Annotated in this window: 18 protein-coding genes; 1 reads left to right on the forward strand and 17 read right to left on the reverse strand. The window is 68.4% G+C overall.

Annotated features, from left to right (window positions below):
- Positions 1 to 45: 45 nt before the first annotated feature.
- From kdsB to EVS83_RS10390, 16 genes are all read right to left on the reverse strand, one after another.
- Complete coding sequence (gene kdsB / locus EVS83_RS10315; RefSeq protein ID WP_133500963.1) at positions 46 to 813, reverse strand: 3-deoxy-manno-octulosonate cytidylyltransferase; 768 nt, start codon at positions 811 to 813, stop codon at positions 46 to 48.
- Positions 810 to 1,808, reverse strand: coding sequence for a tetraacyldisaccharide 4'-kinase (lpxK, locus tag EVS83_RS10320; RefSeq protein ID WP_133500964.1), 999 nt, complete (start codon positions 1,806 to 1,808; stop codon positions 810 to 812). Before lpxK ends, kdsB begins: the two co-directional genes overlap by 4 nt.
- Positions 1,808 to 3,484: a lipid A export permease/ATP-binding protein MsbA gene (gene msbA, locus EVS83_RS10325; protein WP_133501002.1), complete on the reverse strand. Its 1,677-nt coding sequence runs from the start codon at positions 3,482 to 3,484 to the stop codon at positions 1,808 to 1,810. The genes lpxK and msbA overlap by 1 nt, the downstream gene beginning before the upstream one ends.
- 68 nt (positions 3,485 to 3,552) lie before the next feature.
- On the reverse strand, positions 3,553 to 3,987 hold the full coding sequence (locus EVS83_RS10330) for an ExbD/TolR family protein (protein WP_133500965.1): 435 nt from the start codon (positions 3,985 to 3,987) through the stop codon (positions 3,553 to 3,555).
- Between the two features lies 1 nt (position 3,988).
- The gene (locus EVS83_RS10335) at positions 3,989 to 4,618 is read right to left on the reverse strand and encodes a MotA/TolQ/ExbB proton channel family protein (protein ID WP_133500966.1); all 630 of its coding nucleotides are present in this window, start codon (positions 4,616 to 4,618) and stop codon (positions 3,989 to 3,991) included.
- Positions 4,619 to 4,636: 18 nt separating this feature from the next.
- A complete protein-coding gene (locus EVS83_RS10340; protein ID WP_133500967.1) occupies positions 4,637 to 6,967 on the reverse strand; it encodes a DNA internalization-related competence protein ComEC/Rec2 in 2,331 nt (776 codons plus the stop codon).
- Positions 6,968 to 6,973: 6 nt separating this feature from the next.
- Positions 6,974 to 7,681 carry a lipoprotein-releasing ABC transporter ATP-binding protein LolD gene (gene lolD, locus EVS83_RS10345; protein ID WP_166636874.1) on the reverse strand — a complete coding sequence of 236 codons (708 nt, stop codon included), beginning with the start codon at positions 7,679 to 7,681 and terminating at the stop codon, positions 6,974 to 6,976.
- Positions 7,674 to 8,918 carry a lipoprotein-releasing ABC transporter permease subunit gene (locus EVS83_RS10350; RefSeq protein ID WP_133500968.1) on the reverse strand — a complete coding sequence of 415 codons (1,245 nt, stop codon included), beginning with the start codon at positions 8,916 to 8,918 and terminating at the stop codon, positions 7,674 to 7,676. The genes lolD and EVS83_RS10350 overlap by 8 nt, the downstream gene beginning before the upstream one ends.
- Positions 8,919 to 8,941: 23 nt before the next feature.
- Positions 8,942 to 9,319, reverse strand: a complete 378-nt coding sequence (locus tag EVS83_RS10355; RefSeq protein WP_133500969.1) for a hypothetical protein — start codon at positions 9,317 to 9,319, stop codon at positions 8,942 to 8,944.
- Between the two features lie 19 nt (positions 9,320 to 9,338).
- Positions 9,339 to 9,587 carry an FAD assembly factor SdhE gene (locus EVS83_RS10360; RefSeq protein ID WP_133500970.1) on the reverse strand — a complete coding sequence of 83 codons (249 nt, stop codon included), beginning with the start codon at positions 9,585 to 9,587 and terminating at the stop codon, positions 9,339 to 9,341.
- The gene (locus EVS83_RS10365; RefSeq protein ID WP_133500971.1) at positions 9,584 to 10,006 is read right to left on the reverse strand and encodes an MAPEG family protein; all 423 of its coding nucleotides are present in this window, start codon (positions 10,004 to 10,006) and stop codon (positions 9,584 to 9,586) included. Before EVS83_RS10365 ends, EVS83_RS10360 begins: the two co-directional genes overlap by 4 nt.
- Positions 10,007 to 10,017: 11 nt before the next feature.
- Complete coding sequence (locus EVS83_RS10370; RefSeq protein ID WP_133500972.1) at positions 10,018 to 10,800, reverse strand: succinate dehydrogenase iron-sulfur subunit; 783 nt, start codon at positions 10,798 to 10,800, stop codon at positions 10,018 to 10,020.
- Positions 10,801 to 10,846: 46 nt separating this feature from the next.
- Positions 10,847 to 12,640 (reverse strand): succinate dehydrogenase flavoprotein subunit, encoded by a 1,794-nt coding sequence (sdhA, locus tag EVS83_RS10375; RefSeq protein WP_133500973.1) that lies wholly within the window; start codon positions 12,638 to 12,640, stop codon positions 10,847 to 10,849.
- Positions 12,641 to 12,653: 13 nt separating this feature from the next.
- On the reverse strand, positions 12,654 to 13,061 hold the full coding sequence (gene sdhD / locus EVS83_RS10380) for a succinate dehydrogenase, hydrophobic membrane anchor protein (RefSeq protein WP_133500974.1): 408 nt from the start codon (positions 13,059 to 13,061) through the stop codon (positions 12,654 to 12,656).
- Complete coding sequence (sdhC, locus tag EVS83_RS10385; RefSeq protein WP_133500975.1) at positions 13,058 to 13,453, reverse strand: succinate dehydrogenase, cytochrome b556 subunit; 396 nt, start codon at positions 13,451 to 13,453, stop codon at positions 13,058 to 13,060. Before sdhC ends, sdhD begins: the two co-directional genes overlap by 4 nt.
- Before the next feature lie 51 nt (positions 13,454 to 13,504).
- Positions 13,505 to 13,678, reverse strand: coding sequence for a DUF1674 domain-containing protein (locus tag EVS83_RS10390; protein ID WP_133500976.1), 174 nt, complete (start codon positions 13,676 to 13,678; stop codon positions 13,505 to 13,507).
- A 137-nt stretch (positions 13,679 to 13,815) separates the two neighbouring features.
- Between EVS83_RS10390 and ygfZ the strand changes: the two genes are divergently transcribed.
- Positions 13,816 to 14,562, forward strand: a complete 747-nt coding sequence (gene ygfZ / locus EVS83_RS10395; RefSeq protein ID WP_166636875.1) for a CAF17-like 4Fe-4S cluster assembly/insertion protein YgfZ — start codon at positions 13,816 to 13,818, stop codon at positions 14,560 to 14,562.
- Between the two features lie 109 nt (positions 14,563 to 14,671).
- Here the strand turns inward: ygfZ and EVS83_RS10400 are convergent, their stop codons facing one another.
- A complete protein-coding gene (locus tag EVS83_RS10400) occupies positions 14,672 to 16,945 on the reverse strand; it encodes a thiamine pyrophosphate-dependent enzyme (protein WP_133500978.1) in 2,274 nt (757 codons plus the stop codon).
- Between the last annotated feature and the right edge of the window lie 11 nt (positions 16,946 to 16,956).

The raw sequence follows: 16,956 nt of genomic DNA on the forward strand, positions 1-16,956 counted from the left end.
AGCGCAGGCGGTGAGAACGCGCGCGTCCATGCCGCCTGCGCGCGTTCAGCGTGCGAGCGTCGCGAGGTGGCGCTCCGCACGCTCGAGGTCCTCGGGGGTGTCGACGCCGGGCGGGAAAGGCTCCGGCGTGGTCGCGACGGCGATGCGGTAACCGGCTTCCATCACGCGCAGCTGCTCCAGCGATTCGATCGCCTCGAGACGGCCCGGCGGCATCGCCGCGAAGGTCTGCAGGAACCCCGCGCGATAGGCGTAGATGCCGATATGGCGCAGCCACGGGCCGACTGCGGGCAGCGTGTCGCGCGAGCGTGCAAACGCGTCGCGCGGCCACGGGATCGGCGCGCGGCTGAAATAGAGCGCATGGCCGGTCGCGTCGGCCACGACCTTGACCGCGTTCGGGTCGAGCAGTTGCTCGACGTCGTCGATCACCGCGCCGAGCGTGGCCATCGGCGCGGACGACGATTCGAGCAATCCGGCGACCGCGCGGACGCCCGCGACGGGCGCGAACGGCTCGTCGCCCTGGAGGTTCACCACGATCGTGTCGTCGCTCCAACCGGCCGTACGCGCGCACTCGGCGAGGCGGTCGGTGCCCGAGGCGTGATCGGGCGACGTCATCGCCACGCGTACGCCCGTGGTGCTCAGCGCGGTGGCGATGCGATCGTCATCGGTCGCGACCCAGACCTCGCGCGCGCCCGCGTCGAGCGCACGACGCGCGACGTGCAGCACCAGCGGCTCGCCACCGAGCAGGCGCAGCGGCTTGCCAGGCAGGCGCGACGCCGCGTAACGGGCGGGAATGGCGACGACGAAGTCGGTCATGCGGGCGTCCTGCGAAAACGGTCGAGGCGGTCGAGCAATGCCGTCCAGAACGCTTCGGGCAGCTCCGCGGCGATGGGCACCGCGTAGCTGTGCTCCGGCGCGAATGCGGCGCACTTCACGGCGTCCTTCTCGGTCATGAGCACCGGCAGCGGACTGGTGAATGCGAGGTCTTCCGCGCGGTAGGCGTGGTGGTCGGCGAACGCATGCGGAACGACGGCAATCCCGCGTGCCTTGAGCATGTGGAAGAAGCGCGACGGGTCGCCGATGCCCGCCACGGCATGCACGCGCTGGCCCACGAAGGCCGCAAGCGGGCGCGGGCGGCGACCCTGCAACGGCATCGCGTCGCTCGGGACCAGCCGCACGGGCCATTCACCGAAGCCCGTGTCGCCCTGCCCCGTATCACCGAGATTGACGACGCGAAAATCGCATCGCTGCGAACGCGCCGGAGGCTCCCGCAGCGGGCCCGCCGGCAGCAGGCGACCATTGCCGTAGCGCCGCGCGCCGTCGATGACTTCGATTTCCACATCGCGCGCGAGCCGATAGTGCTGCAGGCCGTCGTCGCAGACGATGACGTCGCAGCCGGCGCGCGCGAGCTCACCCGCGGCGCGGGCACGGTCGCGATCGACACGGACCTTCGCGCCCGTGCGTCGCGCGATCAGCAGCGGCTCGTCACCGGCGAGATGCGCCGGCGTCGCGTCGTCGACCCACAGCGGCGCGGATCCGTCGCGACCGTAGCCGCGGCTCGCAACCCCGGGCATCCAACCGGCGGCGCGCAGGCGTTCGACCAGCGCGATGGTCAGCGGCGTCTTGCCGGTCCCGCCCGCGGTGATGTTGCCGACAACCACGACGGGCACACCCGGCCTGTGCGAACGCAAAACACCGCGTGCGTACAACGCACCGCGGGCTAGCGTGACGAAGCGATACAGCGGCTCGACTGCACGGGCCGCGAACGGCACGGGCGCGTCGCCGTACCAATGGCGCGGCGCGCGGGCCATCAGCTGGCCTCGCGGAACTGCATTCGGTGCAGATGCGCGTACAGCCCGCCGTGCGCGAGCAGTTCGGCGTGCGTGCCGCGTTCGACGATGCGGCCGTGATCGAGCACCAGCACCTGGTCGGCGTGTTCGATGGTCGACAGGCGATGCGCGATCACGAGCGTCGTGCGATCGGGCATCAGACGTTCAAGCGCGTCCTGCACGAGACGTTCGGACTCGGTGTCGAGCGCAGCGGTCGCTTCGTCGAGGATCAGGATGGGCGCGTCCTTGAGCATCGCGCGTGCGATGGCGAGGCGCTGACGCTGGCCGCCGGACAACCGTCCGCCGCGAACGCCGATGGCGGTGTCCGCGTTCTCCGGCATGCGGTCGACGAACTCCGCGGCATTGGCGCCTTCAATGGCCGCACGCAGCCGGTCGGGCGTCGATTCGCCGAGCTCGCCGTACGCGACGTTTGCCGCGACCGATCCATCGAACAGCATCACCTGCTGACCGACCAGCGCGATCTGTCGGCGCAAGTCGGCCAAGCAGTACTCGCTGATCGGGCGACCGTCGAGCAGGATCGCGCCCTCTTCGACGTCGTAGAAGCGTGGAATCAGCTTGATGAGCGTCGACTTGCCGCTGCCGGAGCGGCCCACGATCGCGGTCACCGTGCCCGGCTTCGCGACGAAGCTGATGTCCGACAGCGCCGGCGCCGCCTGGCCGGGATAGCGCGCGACCACGTCGCGGAACTCGAGTTCGCCGCGCGAACGTTCGATGGGAACGCTGCCGGTATCGACTTCGTCCGGCATGTCGAGCACGTCGAACAGGCGGTCAGCCGAGGCCACGCCACGCTGCAACATGCCCTGCACGTTGGTGAGCTGCTTGATCGCCGGGATGATCGCCATCATCGACATCATCAGGGCGACGAAACCGCCCGCGGTGAGTCGACCCTGCGCCGCTTCGTGGCCCGCGAGGATCAGCAGCGCGGCCAAGCCGATCGCGCCCATCAGCTGCACCATCGCGGACGAGATCGAGCGCGTCGATTCGACCTTCAGCGACAGCTTGAGATAGCTGTCGGCTTGCGCCTGGTAGCGCGCAGTCTCGACGCCCTGCGCGCCGTAGACCTTCACTTCCTGATGGTTGCCGAGCGACTGGTCGGCGAGCTGCAGGAGCGTCGCGCCGCTCTCCTGGATGCGATGACCGATGCGCCGATAGCGGCGGCCGACCTTGTCCATGATCCAGCCCAGCGGCGGCGCGAGCACGAGGATCGCGAGTGTCACCTTCCAGCTCGCCCACAGCATCACCACGAGCATCGCGATGACCTGGAACGACTGCTGCAGCATCACCTTCAATGCATCGACGGCGGCGAGTGCCACCTGATCGCTGTCGGAGCCCAGGCGCGTCAGCATCGACGGTACCGGCTCGCTATCGAAGCGCAGGCCCGGCAGACGCAGGTATTTCGAGAGCACGCGCACGCGCAGGTCGCGCGCGATGCTGCGGCCGGCGCGCGCCATCGCCATGTCGGTGATGTAGCCCGCGATGCCGCGGCCGATGAACAGCGCGACGATCAGAAGCGGTAGCGTCCAGTCGAAACGCGCATTCTGCGCGACGAAGTTCTTGTCGATGATCGGCTGCATCAGCCGGGTGAACTGGCCGCCCGCCGCGGCTTCGATCGCCATCGCGACAAAGCCGACCATCATCAGCGCGCGATACGGCTTGCCGAACTGCTGGAGACGGCGATAGGTCGGCCAGGCCGAGCTGTTGTCGCTCACTTCGCTGCCGCCTTCTTCTCGGTCGGCGTGGCGACGGCGAGCAGGATGTGACGATAGCCGAGCTGGCCCAGCGCTTCCTGTGCGGTGATGACCGCTTGGTACGGCGTGCGGGCGTCCGCGCGCAGCATGATTGGACGGTCGCGATCGCTGCCACCGACTTCGTTGATGGTCGCCTTCAACGAGGCCGCGTCGTCGCGGATTACTTCACGATCGCCGACGAAATACTTGCCCTGCGCGTTCACCAGCACCGTCAGCGGATCCCGCGCGTTCGTGCTCTCGCCGCTCGCCTTCGGCAGTTCGAGCTTGAGCGCGGAGCGGCCATCGAACGTCGCGGTGACGACGAAGAAGATGACGAGCGTCAGGATGACGTCGATCAGGGGAACCAGGTTGATCTCCGGTTCGTCGACCGGACGATGCCCGCCGATGCGCATGTCAGGCGGCCTGCGGCGCCGGGCGCTGCGTGCGCGCTTCGACCACGTCCATGAGCGCGATCGCCTCGTGCTCCATGTCGATGATGTATTCGGCGATGCGACCGCGGAACCAGCGGTGCGCGACCAGCGCCGGAATCGCGACGATCATGCCCGTCGCCGTGCACACCAGCGCCTTGCCGATGCCGCCAGCGAGCTGGTTCACGTCGCCGATGCCGTAGTCGAGGATGCCGAGGAACATCTGGATCATGCCGACGACGGTGCCGAACAGGCCCATCAGCGGGCCCGCCGCGGCGATCGTGCCGAGCGTGTTGAGGTAGCGCTCCATGCGGTGCACGAGGTGGCGACCGACGTCCTCGACGCGTTCGCGCATTACCTCGCGCGAGCGGTTGCGCATGTCGAGCACGGCGGCGAGGAGCGCGCCGAGTGGCGAGGTCTGCCGCAGCGATTCAATATGCGCGGGGTCAAGATTGCCCCGCGCCGCCCACACGCGGACTTCGTCGCCCAGCTTGGCCGGCATGACGCGGCTGCGGCGGAGCGTCCAGCCGCGCTCGACGATGAGCGCCAGCGCGAGCGCCGACAGCAGCAGCAACGGGATCATCGGCCAGCCGCCGGACTTCACGAGTTCGAGCACGTCCCCTCCAGAGGGCGTTCAGTCGCGTCGATAGGATAGCCCAGCGTCCGTGGGCGTCCGCCGCGCAGCGTCCCACAACCGGCGCCGCGGGTCCCGCTGTCCGGTCACCTCGATGCCGCCGGGCTTCAGCTTGAGCGTGACGGCACCCTCGTCGGCCGTGTTCCACGTCCGCGCACCGGCCGCACGCCAGCGGTCGACCACCTCATCCGCGGGGTGATGGAAGCGATTGGCGTGACCGGTCGAGAACACCGCTTCACGCGCGCCCGTCGCCTGAACGAACGCGGCGTCGGACGAATGCCGGCTGCCGTGATGCGCGACGAAGACGACATCAGCGCGGATCGAGTCCGGCGCCTCGGCGACGAGCTTGGCTTCGACGAGGCTGCTGATGTCGCCCGTCAGCAGCACGGCGCCGTGGCGACTCTCGATCCGCAGCACGCAGCTCGAATCGTTCGCGAGGTACGGAAACTCCGGCGGCGGATGCAGGAAGACGAAGCGCACGTCGTCCCACGTCCACGACTGGCCCGCGACGCAGGGCCGCGAGCCGTCGACACCGGACCCGGGCGGCGCCTGCAGGTCCGCAGACGGCATCTCCCGTCGAACCGACGCCAGGCCGCCCACGTGGTCGAGATCCGCATGGCTGACGACCATCCGATCCAGCCGCGTCACGCCGCGCGCGTGGAGCACGGGGATGACGGCGCGCTCGCCGGCGTCGAAGCCGTCGGGCACCGCCGGCCCCATGTCGTACAGCAGCGCGTGATCGTGCGTTCGGACGAGGACGGACAAGCCCTGCCCCACGTCGATCGCGGTGACTTCGAGGTCGCCGGTCGCCGGCGCGTGGCGATCGGGCCATAGCAGCGGCAGCCAGAGCACGATGGCCAGCGTTTTCCCGGGCGTGCCACGCGGCATCAGCCACCACGCTGCACCGAGCAGCGCAGGGACGATCGCGATGGCAGACGGCTCCGGCACGTACCACAGCGACATCGGCGTCGCCGCGAGTCGCTCGAACAACGGCCAGGCGAGGTCGAACACCCATGCTGCGACACGCCACGCGACGGCCCCAGCGGCCGGATGCAACGGATCGAGCGCAACACCAGCGACCGACACCGGCGCGACGACCAGACTCCATAGCGGCACGGCGACGAGGTTGGCGATGGGCCCCGCGAGTGACGCCTGCCCGAACAGCACCACCGTCAACGGCAGCAGCCCCACGGTTGCGACGGCCTGCGCCTTTACGAGTTCGCGCACGGCGGACGTGCCCGAGCGCGGCATGCACCACAGCAGCCACGCGACGCCCGCAAAGCTCAACCAGAAGCCGGCCGACAGCACCGACAATGGGTCGACCAGCAGCATCGCGATCGCGGCGAGCGCGAGTACATGCGTCATGCCGATCGCGCGTCGCGAAAGCTGTGCGATGGCGACTACCGCAATCATCACTAGCGTTCGCACGGTCGGCAGCGAGAAGCCGGAAGCCGCTGCGTACGCGGCTGCGCCGGCGAACCCCGCAACCGCAGCGGCCAGTCGTGCTGGCACGCGGCGCCCGAGCATCGGCGCGAGCCACCAGATCAGTCGCACCAGCAGCGCGCAGACGCTGCCGACCATGCCGACATGGAACCCGCTGATCGCGACGAGATGCGTCAGTCCATCCGCGCGCAGCACCGTCCAGTCGGCGTCGGTCAGGTCGCGGGTGTCGCCGAGCGCCAGCGCGCGGATGAAGCGCGAGGACGGCTTGGCCACCTCGGCACCAATCCGGGTCGACGTCACATCGCGCCAGGCTTGCAGGCCCGCCGCCACATCGACCAACTCGCCGCGTCGCACGTAGCCGGTCGCCGTGACGCGATCGGCGAATGCATGCATCTCGCCATCGGCACCGCCCGGATTGCGGAGGCCCCGAGGCGCGCGAACGCGCACGATGAAGCGCCAACGTTCGCCGGCATGAAGCTCGGGGGCGTCACCGCCACGGTCGTTGTACCAGGCGAGCCTCAGCGTTCGGTGTTGCAGCGCCGGCAGCGTGGACCCGTCGACGTCGAACACGAACGCCGTGCGCCGCGGTTCGCGACGCGGCAGGTCGGTGATGCGGCCCGTGATCGCCGCTTCCTGCTGCGCGGGCTGGGCAGGAAGCTGGACGGCGAGCGCGTGCGCGGCATGCAGGCTCGCGATCGCGAACCCGATGAGCAGCGCACCGACCCAGCGAAGACGAGACCGCCACACCGCGACGGCGATGCCCGCCGCGAGCAATGCAGCCGACATCGCGGTAGGCACGACGACCGGCAACGCAAGACACGCGCACACGCCGGCCAGCAGCGCGACCGCGACCGTCGGAGAGGAGAGCGGCGTCCTTGCCGCGTTCATGCCGGACTAGACCTCGTCCGGCGCGAGTTGTCGCAATCGGCCTTCGTGCAGTTCGAGCACGCGGTCGAGTCGACGGGCGAGGCTGCGGTCGTGCGTCACCAGCACCAGGCTCGTGCGCTGCTCGCGGTTGAGGCCGAGCATCAGGTCGAACACGGTCGCGGCGGTCTTCTCGTCGAGATTGCCCGTGGGCTCGTCGCCGAGGACGCAGCCGGGTCGATTGACCAGTGCACGCGCAACCGCCGCGCGCTGGCGCTCGCCGCCGGAGAGTTCGCCGGGCTTGTGGCCGAGGCGATGACCGAGTCCGACCGATTCCAGCAGCGTCGTCGCGCGCTTGCGGGCCTCGTTCGCTGAGACACCGGCGAGCATCACCGGCAGCATCACGTTCTCGAGCGCGGTGAATTCCGGCAGCAGATGATGGAACTGGTAGATGAAGCCCAGCGCGCTGTTGCGCAGGCGGCCGCGCTCGGCGTCGGACAGCGCGCTCATCTTGCGGCCTTCGACGAAGACCTCGCCCGCCGTCGGCGTATCGAGGCCGCCGAGCAGGTGCAGCAGCGTGCTCTTGCCCGCGCCGGATGCGCCGAGGATCGCGACGGTTTCGCCGCGCACGACTTCGAGCTCGAGGCCGTCGAACACCGGCGTGCGCAGCTTGCCCTCGGCGTACGTCTTGCCGAGGCCCTGCGCGTGGATCACCACGTCGGAGCGCACGTCACTCATAGCGCAGCGCCTCCGCCGGCGGCGTGCGCGACGCGCGCCAGGCCGGGTAAATCGTCGCGAGGAACGCCATGATCAGCGCGGTCGTCGCGATGATGATCACGTCGCTGGGCTGCATGTCGGTCGGCAGGCCGGTGATGTAGTAGACGTCCTCGGGCAGCAGTTGCACACCGAGCACGCGTTCGATCGCGTGCAGGATGTGCTCGAGGTTGAGCGTCAGCAGCACGCCGAGAATCACGCCCGACACCGTGCCGATCACGCCGATCAGCGAGCCCTGCACCATGAACACCTGCATGACGCCGCGCGGCGTGAGGCCGAGCGTGCGCATGATCGCGATGTCGGCCTGCTTGTCCGTCACGAGCATGACCTGCGACGACACCAGGTTGAACGCGCCCATCGCGACGATCAGCGACAGCAGGATCGCCATGATCGTCTTCTCCATCTTGAGCGCGCGGAACATGTTCGCGTTCTCGTCGGCCCAGTTGCTGACGCGGTAGGCGCCGCCGAGCGAAAGCGCCAGATCACGCGCGACCACCCACGCCTGGTCCATGTCGTGCAGGCGCAGGCGCACGCCGGTGACGCCATCGCCCATGCGCTGCACGCGCTGCAGATCCTGCATCGACGTGAACGCCATGCCGCGGTCGTATTCGTTGTAGCCCGCTTCGAAGACGCCGCTGACGTGGAAGCGCTTCATCTGCGGCACCGCGCCGATCGGCGTGGTCAGCGCTTCGGACGTGATCATCACCACGTCGTCGCCGACGCTCACGCCGAGCCACAACGCGAGCTCGCGTCCGAGCACGATGTTGAACGAGCCGGGCTTCAGGTCGTCGAGCTTGCCCTGCACCATCTTCGACGCCAGCACCGACACGTGGCGTTCCTGGTCCGGCAGGATGCCGCGCACGATCGCAGGCTGCTTGCGCGGGCCGGACAGCAGCGTCTGCGCCTCGACATACGGCGCGGCACCCGCGACGCGCTTGTCCGCGAGCGCCTTGTTGACCGCGCGCGGCCAGTCCTGGATCGGCTCGCCATAACCGCTCACGGTGGCGTGCGCGACCATCTGCAGCATGCGATCGCGGATCTCGCGCTGGAAGCCGCTCATCACCGCGAGCGTGGTAATCAGCGCGGCCACGCCTAACGCGATGCCGAGGATCGACGCTAGCGAGATGAAAGAGATAAAGCCATTTCGGCGTTTGGCGCGCAGATAGCGCAGGCCGATGGCGACGGGAATGGGCGTGAACATGCGGAGCCTGTTCCGGGGGGCGCCTATGGTGCCACTGCCGCTGGGGCCGCGCGGGAAAGCCGCGTGAGGGCCCACAGGCGGAGTTCACGTCGCTGGGCGGCGTCCAGGACGTCCGGCCAGGCGACGAGCCGTTGGCGGCGGGCGTCGCGTGTCCAGGTGAGCGAGGCCACCGGGCCCTGCCAGTCGACGCGCAAGTCCTCGGCGGGTGCGTCGTCGACGACCACGCGCCCGTCCGCGTGCAGCACGAACCGGCGTGTCATGCGTGCGCGTTCGCCGCGGGCGAGTACGAACCCCCAAAGCGCGCATGCAGGCGCAGCGGCGCACGTGGCGACGATCGGCAGATCGGTCAGGAACAGCCCGACGCCGGCGACAACGCCAATGGCTACCAGTGCGATGGACAATGCGCGGGACGGACCGAGGTCAACGCGCAACGGCGGCGATACGTTCGACGAGAGCCTGGGTTTCGTCATCGTCGAGGCGTTCGTGTCCGAGGAAGGCGCGCCAGAGCTTATCGTCCTCGGTGGCGAGCAGCCGTCGGAATGTTTCCCGTTCGGCGTCGGACGATGCCGCCCAGCACCGATCGAGCCAGCGCTCCAGCAACTGGTCGAGTTCGCGCATGCCGCGACGGCAGCGCCAGCGCAGGGCCTTGAGTTCGACGTCCTCGCTCATCGGACGAACAGCCCGATCGCGATGTAGATCCACAGCAGCCACAGCACCGCGCCACCCGCGACATACGCCATGAAGCGATGCATGACCTTGTTGTAGCTGACATGGACGACGCTGTGCGCGATCCGCAGCGCGACGAACGACCACGCCAGCGCGACGCTGATGGTGTCGACGCGATCGAGCCGGTCGGCGACGACCAGCCCGAAATAGAACAGCACCGGCAACTCGAACAGGTTGCGGAAATTGTCCGCCGCACGACTATCCGTGAGCAGCGCCGCGGCCTGTGCGGACGTTGCCACCTTCTGCGGATGGATGCGTTCGCGCTTCATCTGCGCGATGCGCATGGTGTACATGCGCCACCAGACGATGGCCGTCAGCACGACCATCGCGAAGCCCGGCAGGTAGATCGCGCGGACGTCCATGGCGTCGCGTATCAGACGCGACGCGCGAGCATCAGCTTCTTGATCTCACCGATCGCACGCGCCGGGTTCAACCCCTTCGGGCAGGTGCGCGCGCAATTCATGATGGTGTGGCAGCGATAGAGCTTGAAGGGGTCTTCGAGGTCGTCGAGGCGTGCGCCCGTGTCCTCGTCCCGCGAGTCGACGATCCAGCGGTAGGCCTGCAGCAGGATCGCCGGGCCGAGGTAGCGGTCGCCGTTCCACCAGTAGCTCGGGCAGCTGGTCGAGCAGCAGGCGCAGAGGATGCACTCGTACAGTCCGTCGAGCTTCTTGCGATCTTCCGGGGACTGCAGGCGCTCGCGATCGCTGGGCGTCGGGCTCTGCGTGCGCAGCCAGGGCTTGATCGACGCGTACTGCGCATAGAAGTGCGTCAGATCCGGCACGAGATCCTTCACCACCGGCATGTGCGGCAGCGGATAGATCGCGACCTCGCCCGGGCGGCAGTCGTCGATCGCCTTGGTGCAGGCGAGCGTGTTCGTGCCGTCGATGTTCATCGCGCACGAGCCACAGATGCCCTCGCGGCACGAGCGACGAAACGTCAGCGTCGGGTCGATCTCGTTCTTGATCTTGATCAGCGCGTCCAGAACCATCGGGCCGCAGCTGGCGAGATCGACTTCGTACGTGTCGACGGTCGGGTTGCGGCCGTCGTCGGGGTTCCAACGGTAGACCTTGAAGACGCGAGGCGCCTTCGCGCCAGCGGCGGCGAAATGGCGACCCTTCTGGATCTTCGAGCTCTTCGGGAGGGTGAATTCGGCCATGGTCGGTCGGTTCCGGTTCGTCCGCCGTCGCCGGCGGACGCGAAAGTCAGTAGACGCGCTTCTTCGGCGGCACCGGAGCGACGTCGTTGGTCAGCGTGTACGAATGCACCGGACGGTAGTCGATGCGGGTATTGCCCGCGTCGTCGATCCAGCACAGCGTGTGCTTCATCCAGTTGACGTCGTCGCGCTCCGGGAAGTCCTCGCGGGCGTGCGCGCCGCGCGACTCCGTGCGGTTCTCGGCCGACACGATGGTGACCAGCGCCTGGTCGAGCAGGTTGGCGAGCTCGAACGTCTCGATGAGATCCGAGTTCCAGACCAGCGAGCGGTCGCTGACGCGCACGTCCGCGAACGACGCATGGATTTCGCGCATCTTGGCGACACCGTCCGCCAGCGTTTCGCCCGTGCGGAACACCGCAGCATCGGCCTGCATCGTGCGCTGCATCTTGTCGCGGATCACCGCCGTCGGCGTACCGCCGCTGGCGTTGCGCAGCGCGTCGAGGCGACCCAGCGCCTTGTCGCAGGCATCGGCTGCGAGGGGCGCGTGCGGCATCTCGGACTTGATCGTCTCCGCGCAGCGGTTGGCGACCGCGCGGCCGAACACCACGAGATCCAGCAGCGAGTTCGAGCCGAGGCGGTTCGCGCCGTGCACCGAAACGCAGGCCGCTTCGCCGATCGCGTACAGGCCCGGCACGACCGCATCCGGATTGCCGCCGCGCAGCTGCACGACTTCGCCGTGGTAGTTGGTCGGAATGCCACCCATGTTGTAGTGGACGGTCGGGATCACCGGGATCGGCTGCTTCTCGACGTCGACGCCGGCAAAGATGCGCGCGGACTCGGCGATGCCGGGAAGCTTCTCGTGGATGACTTCCGGGCCGAGGTGCGTCAGGTCGAGCAGGATGTGGTCCTTGTGCTCGCCAACGCCGCGGCCCTCGCGGATTTCCATCGTCATCGCACGGCTGACCATATCGCGCGGCGCGAGGTCCTTCACGCTCGGCGCATACCGCTCCATGAAGCGCTCGCCCTGGCTGTTGCGCAGGATGCCGCCCTCGCCTCGCACGCCTTCCGTGATGAGGCAGCCGGCGCCGTAGATGCCGGTCGGGTGGAACTGCACGAACTCCATGTCCTGCATGCCAAGGCCGGCGCGCAGCACCATGCCGCCGCCGTCGCCCGTGCAGGTGTGCGCGGACGTCGCGCTGAAGTACGCGCGGCCGTAGCCACCCGTCGCGAGCACGGTGCCGTGCGCGCGGAACAGGTGCAGCGTGCCCGACGCCATGTCGAGCGCGAGGACGCCGCGGCACGACCCGTCCGCGTCCATGATCAGGTCGAGCGCGAAGTACTCGATGAAGAACTGCGCGTCGTGCGCCAGCGACTGCTGGTAGAGCGTGTGCAGAATCGCGTGGCCGGTGCGGTCTGCCGCGGCGCAGGTGCGCTGCGCGGGCGGACCTTCGCCGAAGCGCGTCGTCATGCCGCCGAACGGGCGCTGGTAGATGCGGCCGTCTTCGGTGCGCGAGAACGGCACGCCGTAGTGCTCGAGCTCCACGATCGCCGGGATCGCCTCGCGACACATGTATTCGATCGCGTCCTGGTCGCCCAGCCAGTCGCTGCCCTTCACCGTGTCGAAGAAGTGGTAGCGCCAGTCGTCTTCGCCCATGTTCGCGAGCGCGGCGGCCACGCCGCCCTGCGCTGCGACGGTGTGCGAACGCGTCGGGAAGACCTTGGTGATGCAGGCGGTCTTCAGACCCTTCTGGGCGAGGCCGAACGTGGCGCGCAGGCCGGCGCCACCGGCGCCGACGACGACCATGTCGAACTTGTGTTCCTGGATGGAATAGGCAGCAGGCATCGGGATTTCCGGATCAGGCGCCGAGCATGACGCGCACGACGGCGAGGACGCTCGCGAGGCCCGCGATCCAGCATGCGAACGTGATGAGCAGTTGCAGAATCGAGTAGCGGACCGCGGTGTGCACGTAATCCTCGACGATCACCTGCAGGCCGAGGCGCGCATGCCAGAAGTTCGCGACAAGGAAGGCGATCAGCAGCGTCGCGTTGACCGGATGGCCGACGCGCGCACGCACCGTCGCGAAATCCGCGCCGACCAGCGAAATCACGAGGCCGACGACGTACAGCGTCAGGAACACCAGCGCGACGGCGGTGACGCGCTGCACGAGGAAATGATGCGTGCCGTCCTTCGCCGAACCGAGGCCGCGCGCGACCTTCAGCGGATGGCGCAGCGTCGGCGGACGATGTCCTGCATTCGTGCTCATGCGCCACCCCACTTCTGCATTGCGAGGATCCAGACGATCGCGGTCAGCACGAGGCTGCCGATGATCGCGGTCCAGGCGCTCTTCACGAACGCGGGCACCGACGTGCCGACGCCCATGTCCTGTGAGAGATGGCGGATGCCGCTGAGCAGGTGGAACGCGAGCGCCCACGTCCAGCCGAACAGGATCAGGAAGCCCAGCGGCGATCGCGCGGCGTGGGCGAAGTGCGACCAGTTCTCCGTGCCGGCCGCGAGGGCGACGAGGCCCCAGGCGACGAGCAGGCTGCCGAGCGACAGGATGACGCCCGTCGCGCGATGCAGGATGGAGCTGACCATCTGCACCTGCCAGCGATAGACCTGCAGGTGCGGGGACAACGGACGTTCGCGGTACGCCATGCGGGAGGTCTCGTGCAGATGCGGCGCGGCCGCGGGGTCGAGCGGGCGACGCTAGAAATCGATGCAGCGGCCATCCTTTTCCCAGTCCCCGTAGCGTGTCGGCTCGGGGCCCGGTCGACCGCCGACCTCGCGCGGACGCGGCGTCACCGGCGTGGCGGGCGACGGCGCGGAACCCGGATTCTCCGGCGTTTCCTGCGGGGTCTCGGGGGTCGTCTGGCCTATCATTCCAGCCGAAAAGCTTAAATCCGGACCCCATGTCTGACAACCCGCAGTACGGTGCGTCGCGCCCGTTCACTCTTCACGCGCTCCGCGTTCTGCAGCTTTCCGGCCGCGATGCGCTCACTTTCGCACAAGCGCAATTCATGAACGACGTCATGTCGCTCACGGACGGCGACTGGCAGTGGAGCGGCTGGCTCGACCCCAAAGGCCGCGTGCAGGCGCTCTTCGCGCTGCTGCGGATCGATGCGGAGACTGCGTGGCTGGTGACAGCCACGGACGTCGAGGCGTTCGCCGCTTCGCTGCGACGGTTCGTATTCCGCAGCAAGGTCACGATCAAGGACGCTCCCGTTCACGCGTCCGGCGTCTTCACAGCGCCGCAAAGTGCGACGGGCCGTCGTTCTGCGCGCATCGGTGACGCGGTCGAACTCGATTTCAGTGGCGACGCCGGTGCGCGGACGCTCGTCCTGGCGCCCTCGCCCGCGGTGCCGGCGACCGTCGACGACGACGCGGCCTGGTGGCGACTGGATATCGCGCACGGCTGGCCCGGGCTTCCCGACACCTCGCTCGATCACTGGACGCCGCAGCAGCTGTCGCTTCAGCGCTTCGACGCCTTCAGCGTGAAAAAGGGTTGCTATCCGGGCCAGGAGATCGTCGCCCGCACCCATTTCCTCGGGCGGGCGAAGCGCGGGCTGGCTCGACTGCGCGTCGGCGCCGATACCGCCGCAGGCGATGCGCTCACGGATGCGGACGGGCGCGACGTCGGCCAGGTGGTCGTCGTTCGTGGCGACGAGGCGCTGGCCGTCGTGCCGCTCGAGCCGGTGGATGCGGCGCTGCATCTGCGCGGCGCGGCGGTCGAGCGACTGAACCTAGCGGATGGCCTGCAGCGCTGAGGCCGCGCGCGTCATACGGGCTCGGGACGGACGCTTGGTGATATCCGTCTCTGCGAAACGGCCCGGCTCACGACGCGCACAGGCTGTCGGGCAACGTCTCTGAAGCCGATCAGCCCCTCGCGAGAGCGTCTGCCGCCGCGACGATGTCGTCGTCGCCCGGAATCACGAGGAAGGCCGCGCCCGCGAGCGGCGTGTACGTATCGGTGCCGACCACGCGCTGCAGCGGCGTCGCACCCAGCCCGCCCTCGGCCAGCGCCGTCATCACGCCCTCGCCCACGCCTGCGCTGCGACGCCCCTCGTCGACCACGATGATCCGCTTCGCGTTCTTCGCCTGCTCGACGATGTAGTTGTCGTTGAGCGGGACGAGCCATCGGAGGTCGACGACCTTCGTCGTCCAACCGTGCTGCTGTTCGATAAGTCGTGCGGCGCGCAGGCTCATCGGCACGCCGTTGCCGTAGCTGATGATGACGACATCGTCGCCATTGCCGTAGGTGCGCCCCTCGCCGAGCGTCATCGCCTCGCCCGGCGCCGGGAACGTCGTCAGCCACTGGCCGTCGCCCGCCTCGTACAGATCCTTCGTCATGTAGAGCGCGATCGGTTCGAGGAAGATGCTGACGCGGCCGTCGACCTTCGCCAGCGCCATGAGCGTGCGGAGCATCGTCGCCGCATCGTCGCCGCGCGATGGACAGCCAACGACGAGGCCCGGAATGTCGCGGAGCGCGGCGATCGAGTTGTCGTTGTGGAAGTGACCGCCGAAGCCGCGCTGATAGCCAAGGCCCGCCATGCGCACGACCATCGGATTGCGGTACTGGTCGTTGCTGAAGAACTGCAGGCTCGACGCTTCGCCGCGGATCTGGTCGCCCGCGTTGTGGAAGTACGCGAGGTACTGGATTTCCGGCACGGGCAGCATGCCCATGTTCGCGAAGCCCTGTGCGAGGCCGAAGATCATCGTCTCGTCGAGCAGCGTGTTGAACACGCGACGCGGGCCGAACGCCTTGTACAGGCCCTTCGTCACCGTGTAGACGCCACCCTTCTGCGCGACGTCCTCGCCGAACAGAAGCGTGTCCGGATACTTCGCGAACAGGTCGTGCAGCGCGTTGTTGATCTGGATCGCGAGGTGGCGCGGGGGCTGATTCTCGGGGAGTTTCGTTTCGCCACCGAAGACCTCTGTGCGGCGTGCCGCGTAGTCGGCTCGCTCGGCTTCCGTCTTCACCGCAGCCGGCGTGTACGGAGCGAGCGGCGCGATCACATCTTCAAACTTCTCGAGCTTCGGACGGCGGTCCGCCTCTTCCGCGGCAGCGAAGCACTTCTTGCGCGTGGCTTCATAGAGCTCGAGCACGTCGTCCTTCGACATCAGGCCCGATTCGAGTGCGATCGCCGCGGAACGCAGCAGCGGATCGGTGGCTTCGACCGCGCACAGCTCCTCGATCGAACGCCATTCGATCTCGAAGTCGGTGCCCGCGTGACCCATGATGCGGGTCGTCTTGAGGTGCAGGAACGTCGGGCGACGCGTGCGTCGGCAATGCTCGACGGCGCGCTGCACGTCGCCGTAACCGGTGGCGAGATCCAGACCGTCGGCGAAGAAGTAGTCGAGGCCCTGCATGTGCTGGAAGCGATTCGCGACCCAGCCGGTGGGCGTCTTCACCGAGATGCCGATGCCGTTGTCCTCGCAGACGAACAGCACGGGTGCGGGCAGCTTCTGGTATGCGGTCCACGCCGCGGCGTTGAATGCCGTTTGTGCGGTGGCGTGGTTCGACGATGCATCGCCGAAGGAGCAGATCGCGATCGAATCGTCGGGGATCGGCAGCGCGTGGCCAATGCGTCGTGCGGTTTCGATCGCGACCGCCGTGCCCAGCGCCTTCGGCAGATGCGACGCGATCGTCGACGTCTGCGGCAGCACCCACAACGGCTTGCTGCCCCAGACCTTGTGGCGGCCGCCGCTCGCGGGATCGTCCTTGCTCGCGGCGAAGCTGAGCGCGGAATCCATGATCGGATCCATGCCGGGCAGCTTGCGGAAACGCTCGGCCATGAAGCCGCCGGACCGGTAATGCAGGAACGCGGGATCGGTGTGGCGCGTCGCGCGCGCGACCATCGCATTGCCTTCGTGGCCGCTGCTACCGATCGTGTAGAAGACCTTGTTCTGCACGCGCAGCACGCGCGCCATCAGGTCGAGGTGGCGACTGATCAGCTGCGACTCGAACAACTCGCGAAAGCCCTGCGCATCGAGCGCGCTGCCGTCGAGGATGGCCTCGTGCGGCGCCGGGCGCGCATCGGGACGACCGTCCCACGCCTTCACGAATTCGACGAAATTGACGTCGCAGATCTCGGCGCGGTTGACGCCCTTCATACGGGCGGGGATGGGGTTCGGAAGCGTGGCGGCCATGCGGTCATCCG

The organism is Cognatilysobacter terrigena (assembly GCF_004361065.1).
Lineage (GTDB): Bacteria > Pseudomonadota > Gammaproteobacteria > Xanthomonadales > Xanthomonadaceae > Cognatilysobacter > Cognatilysobacter terrigena.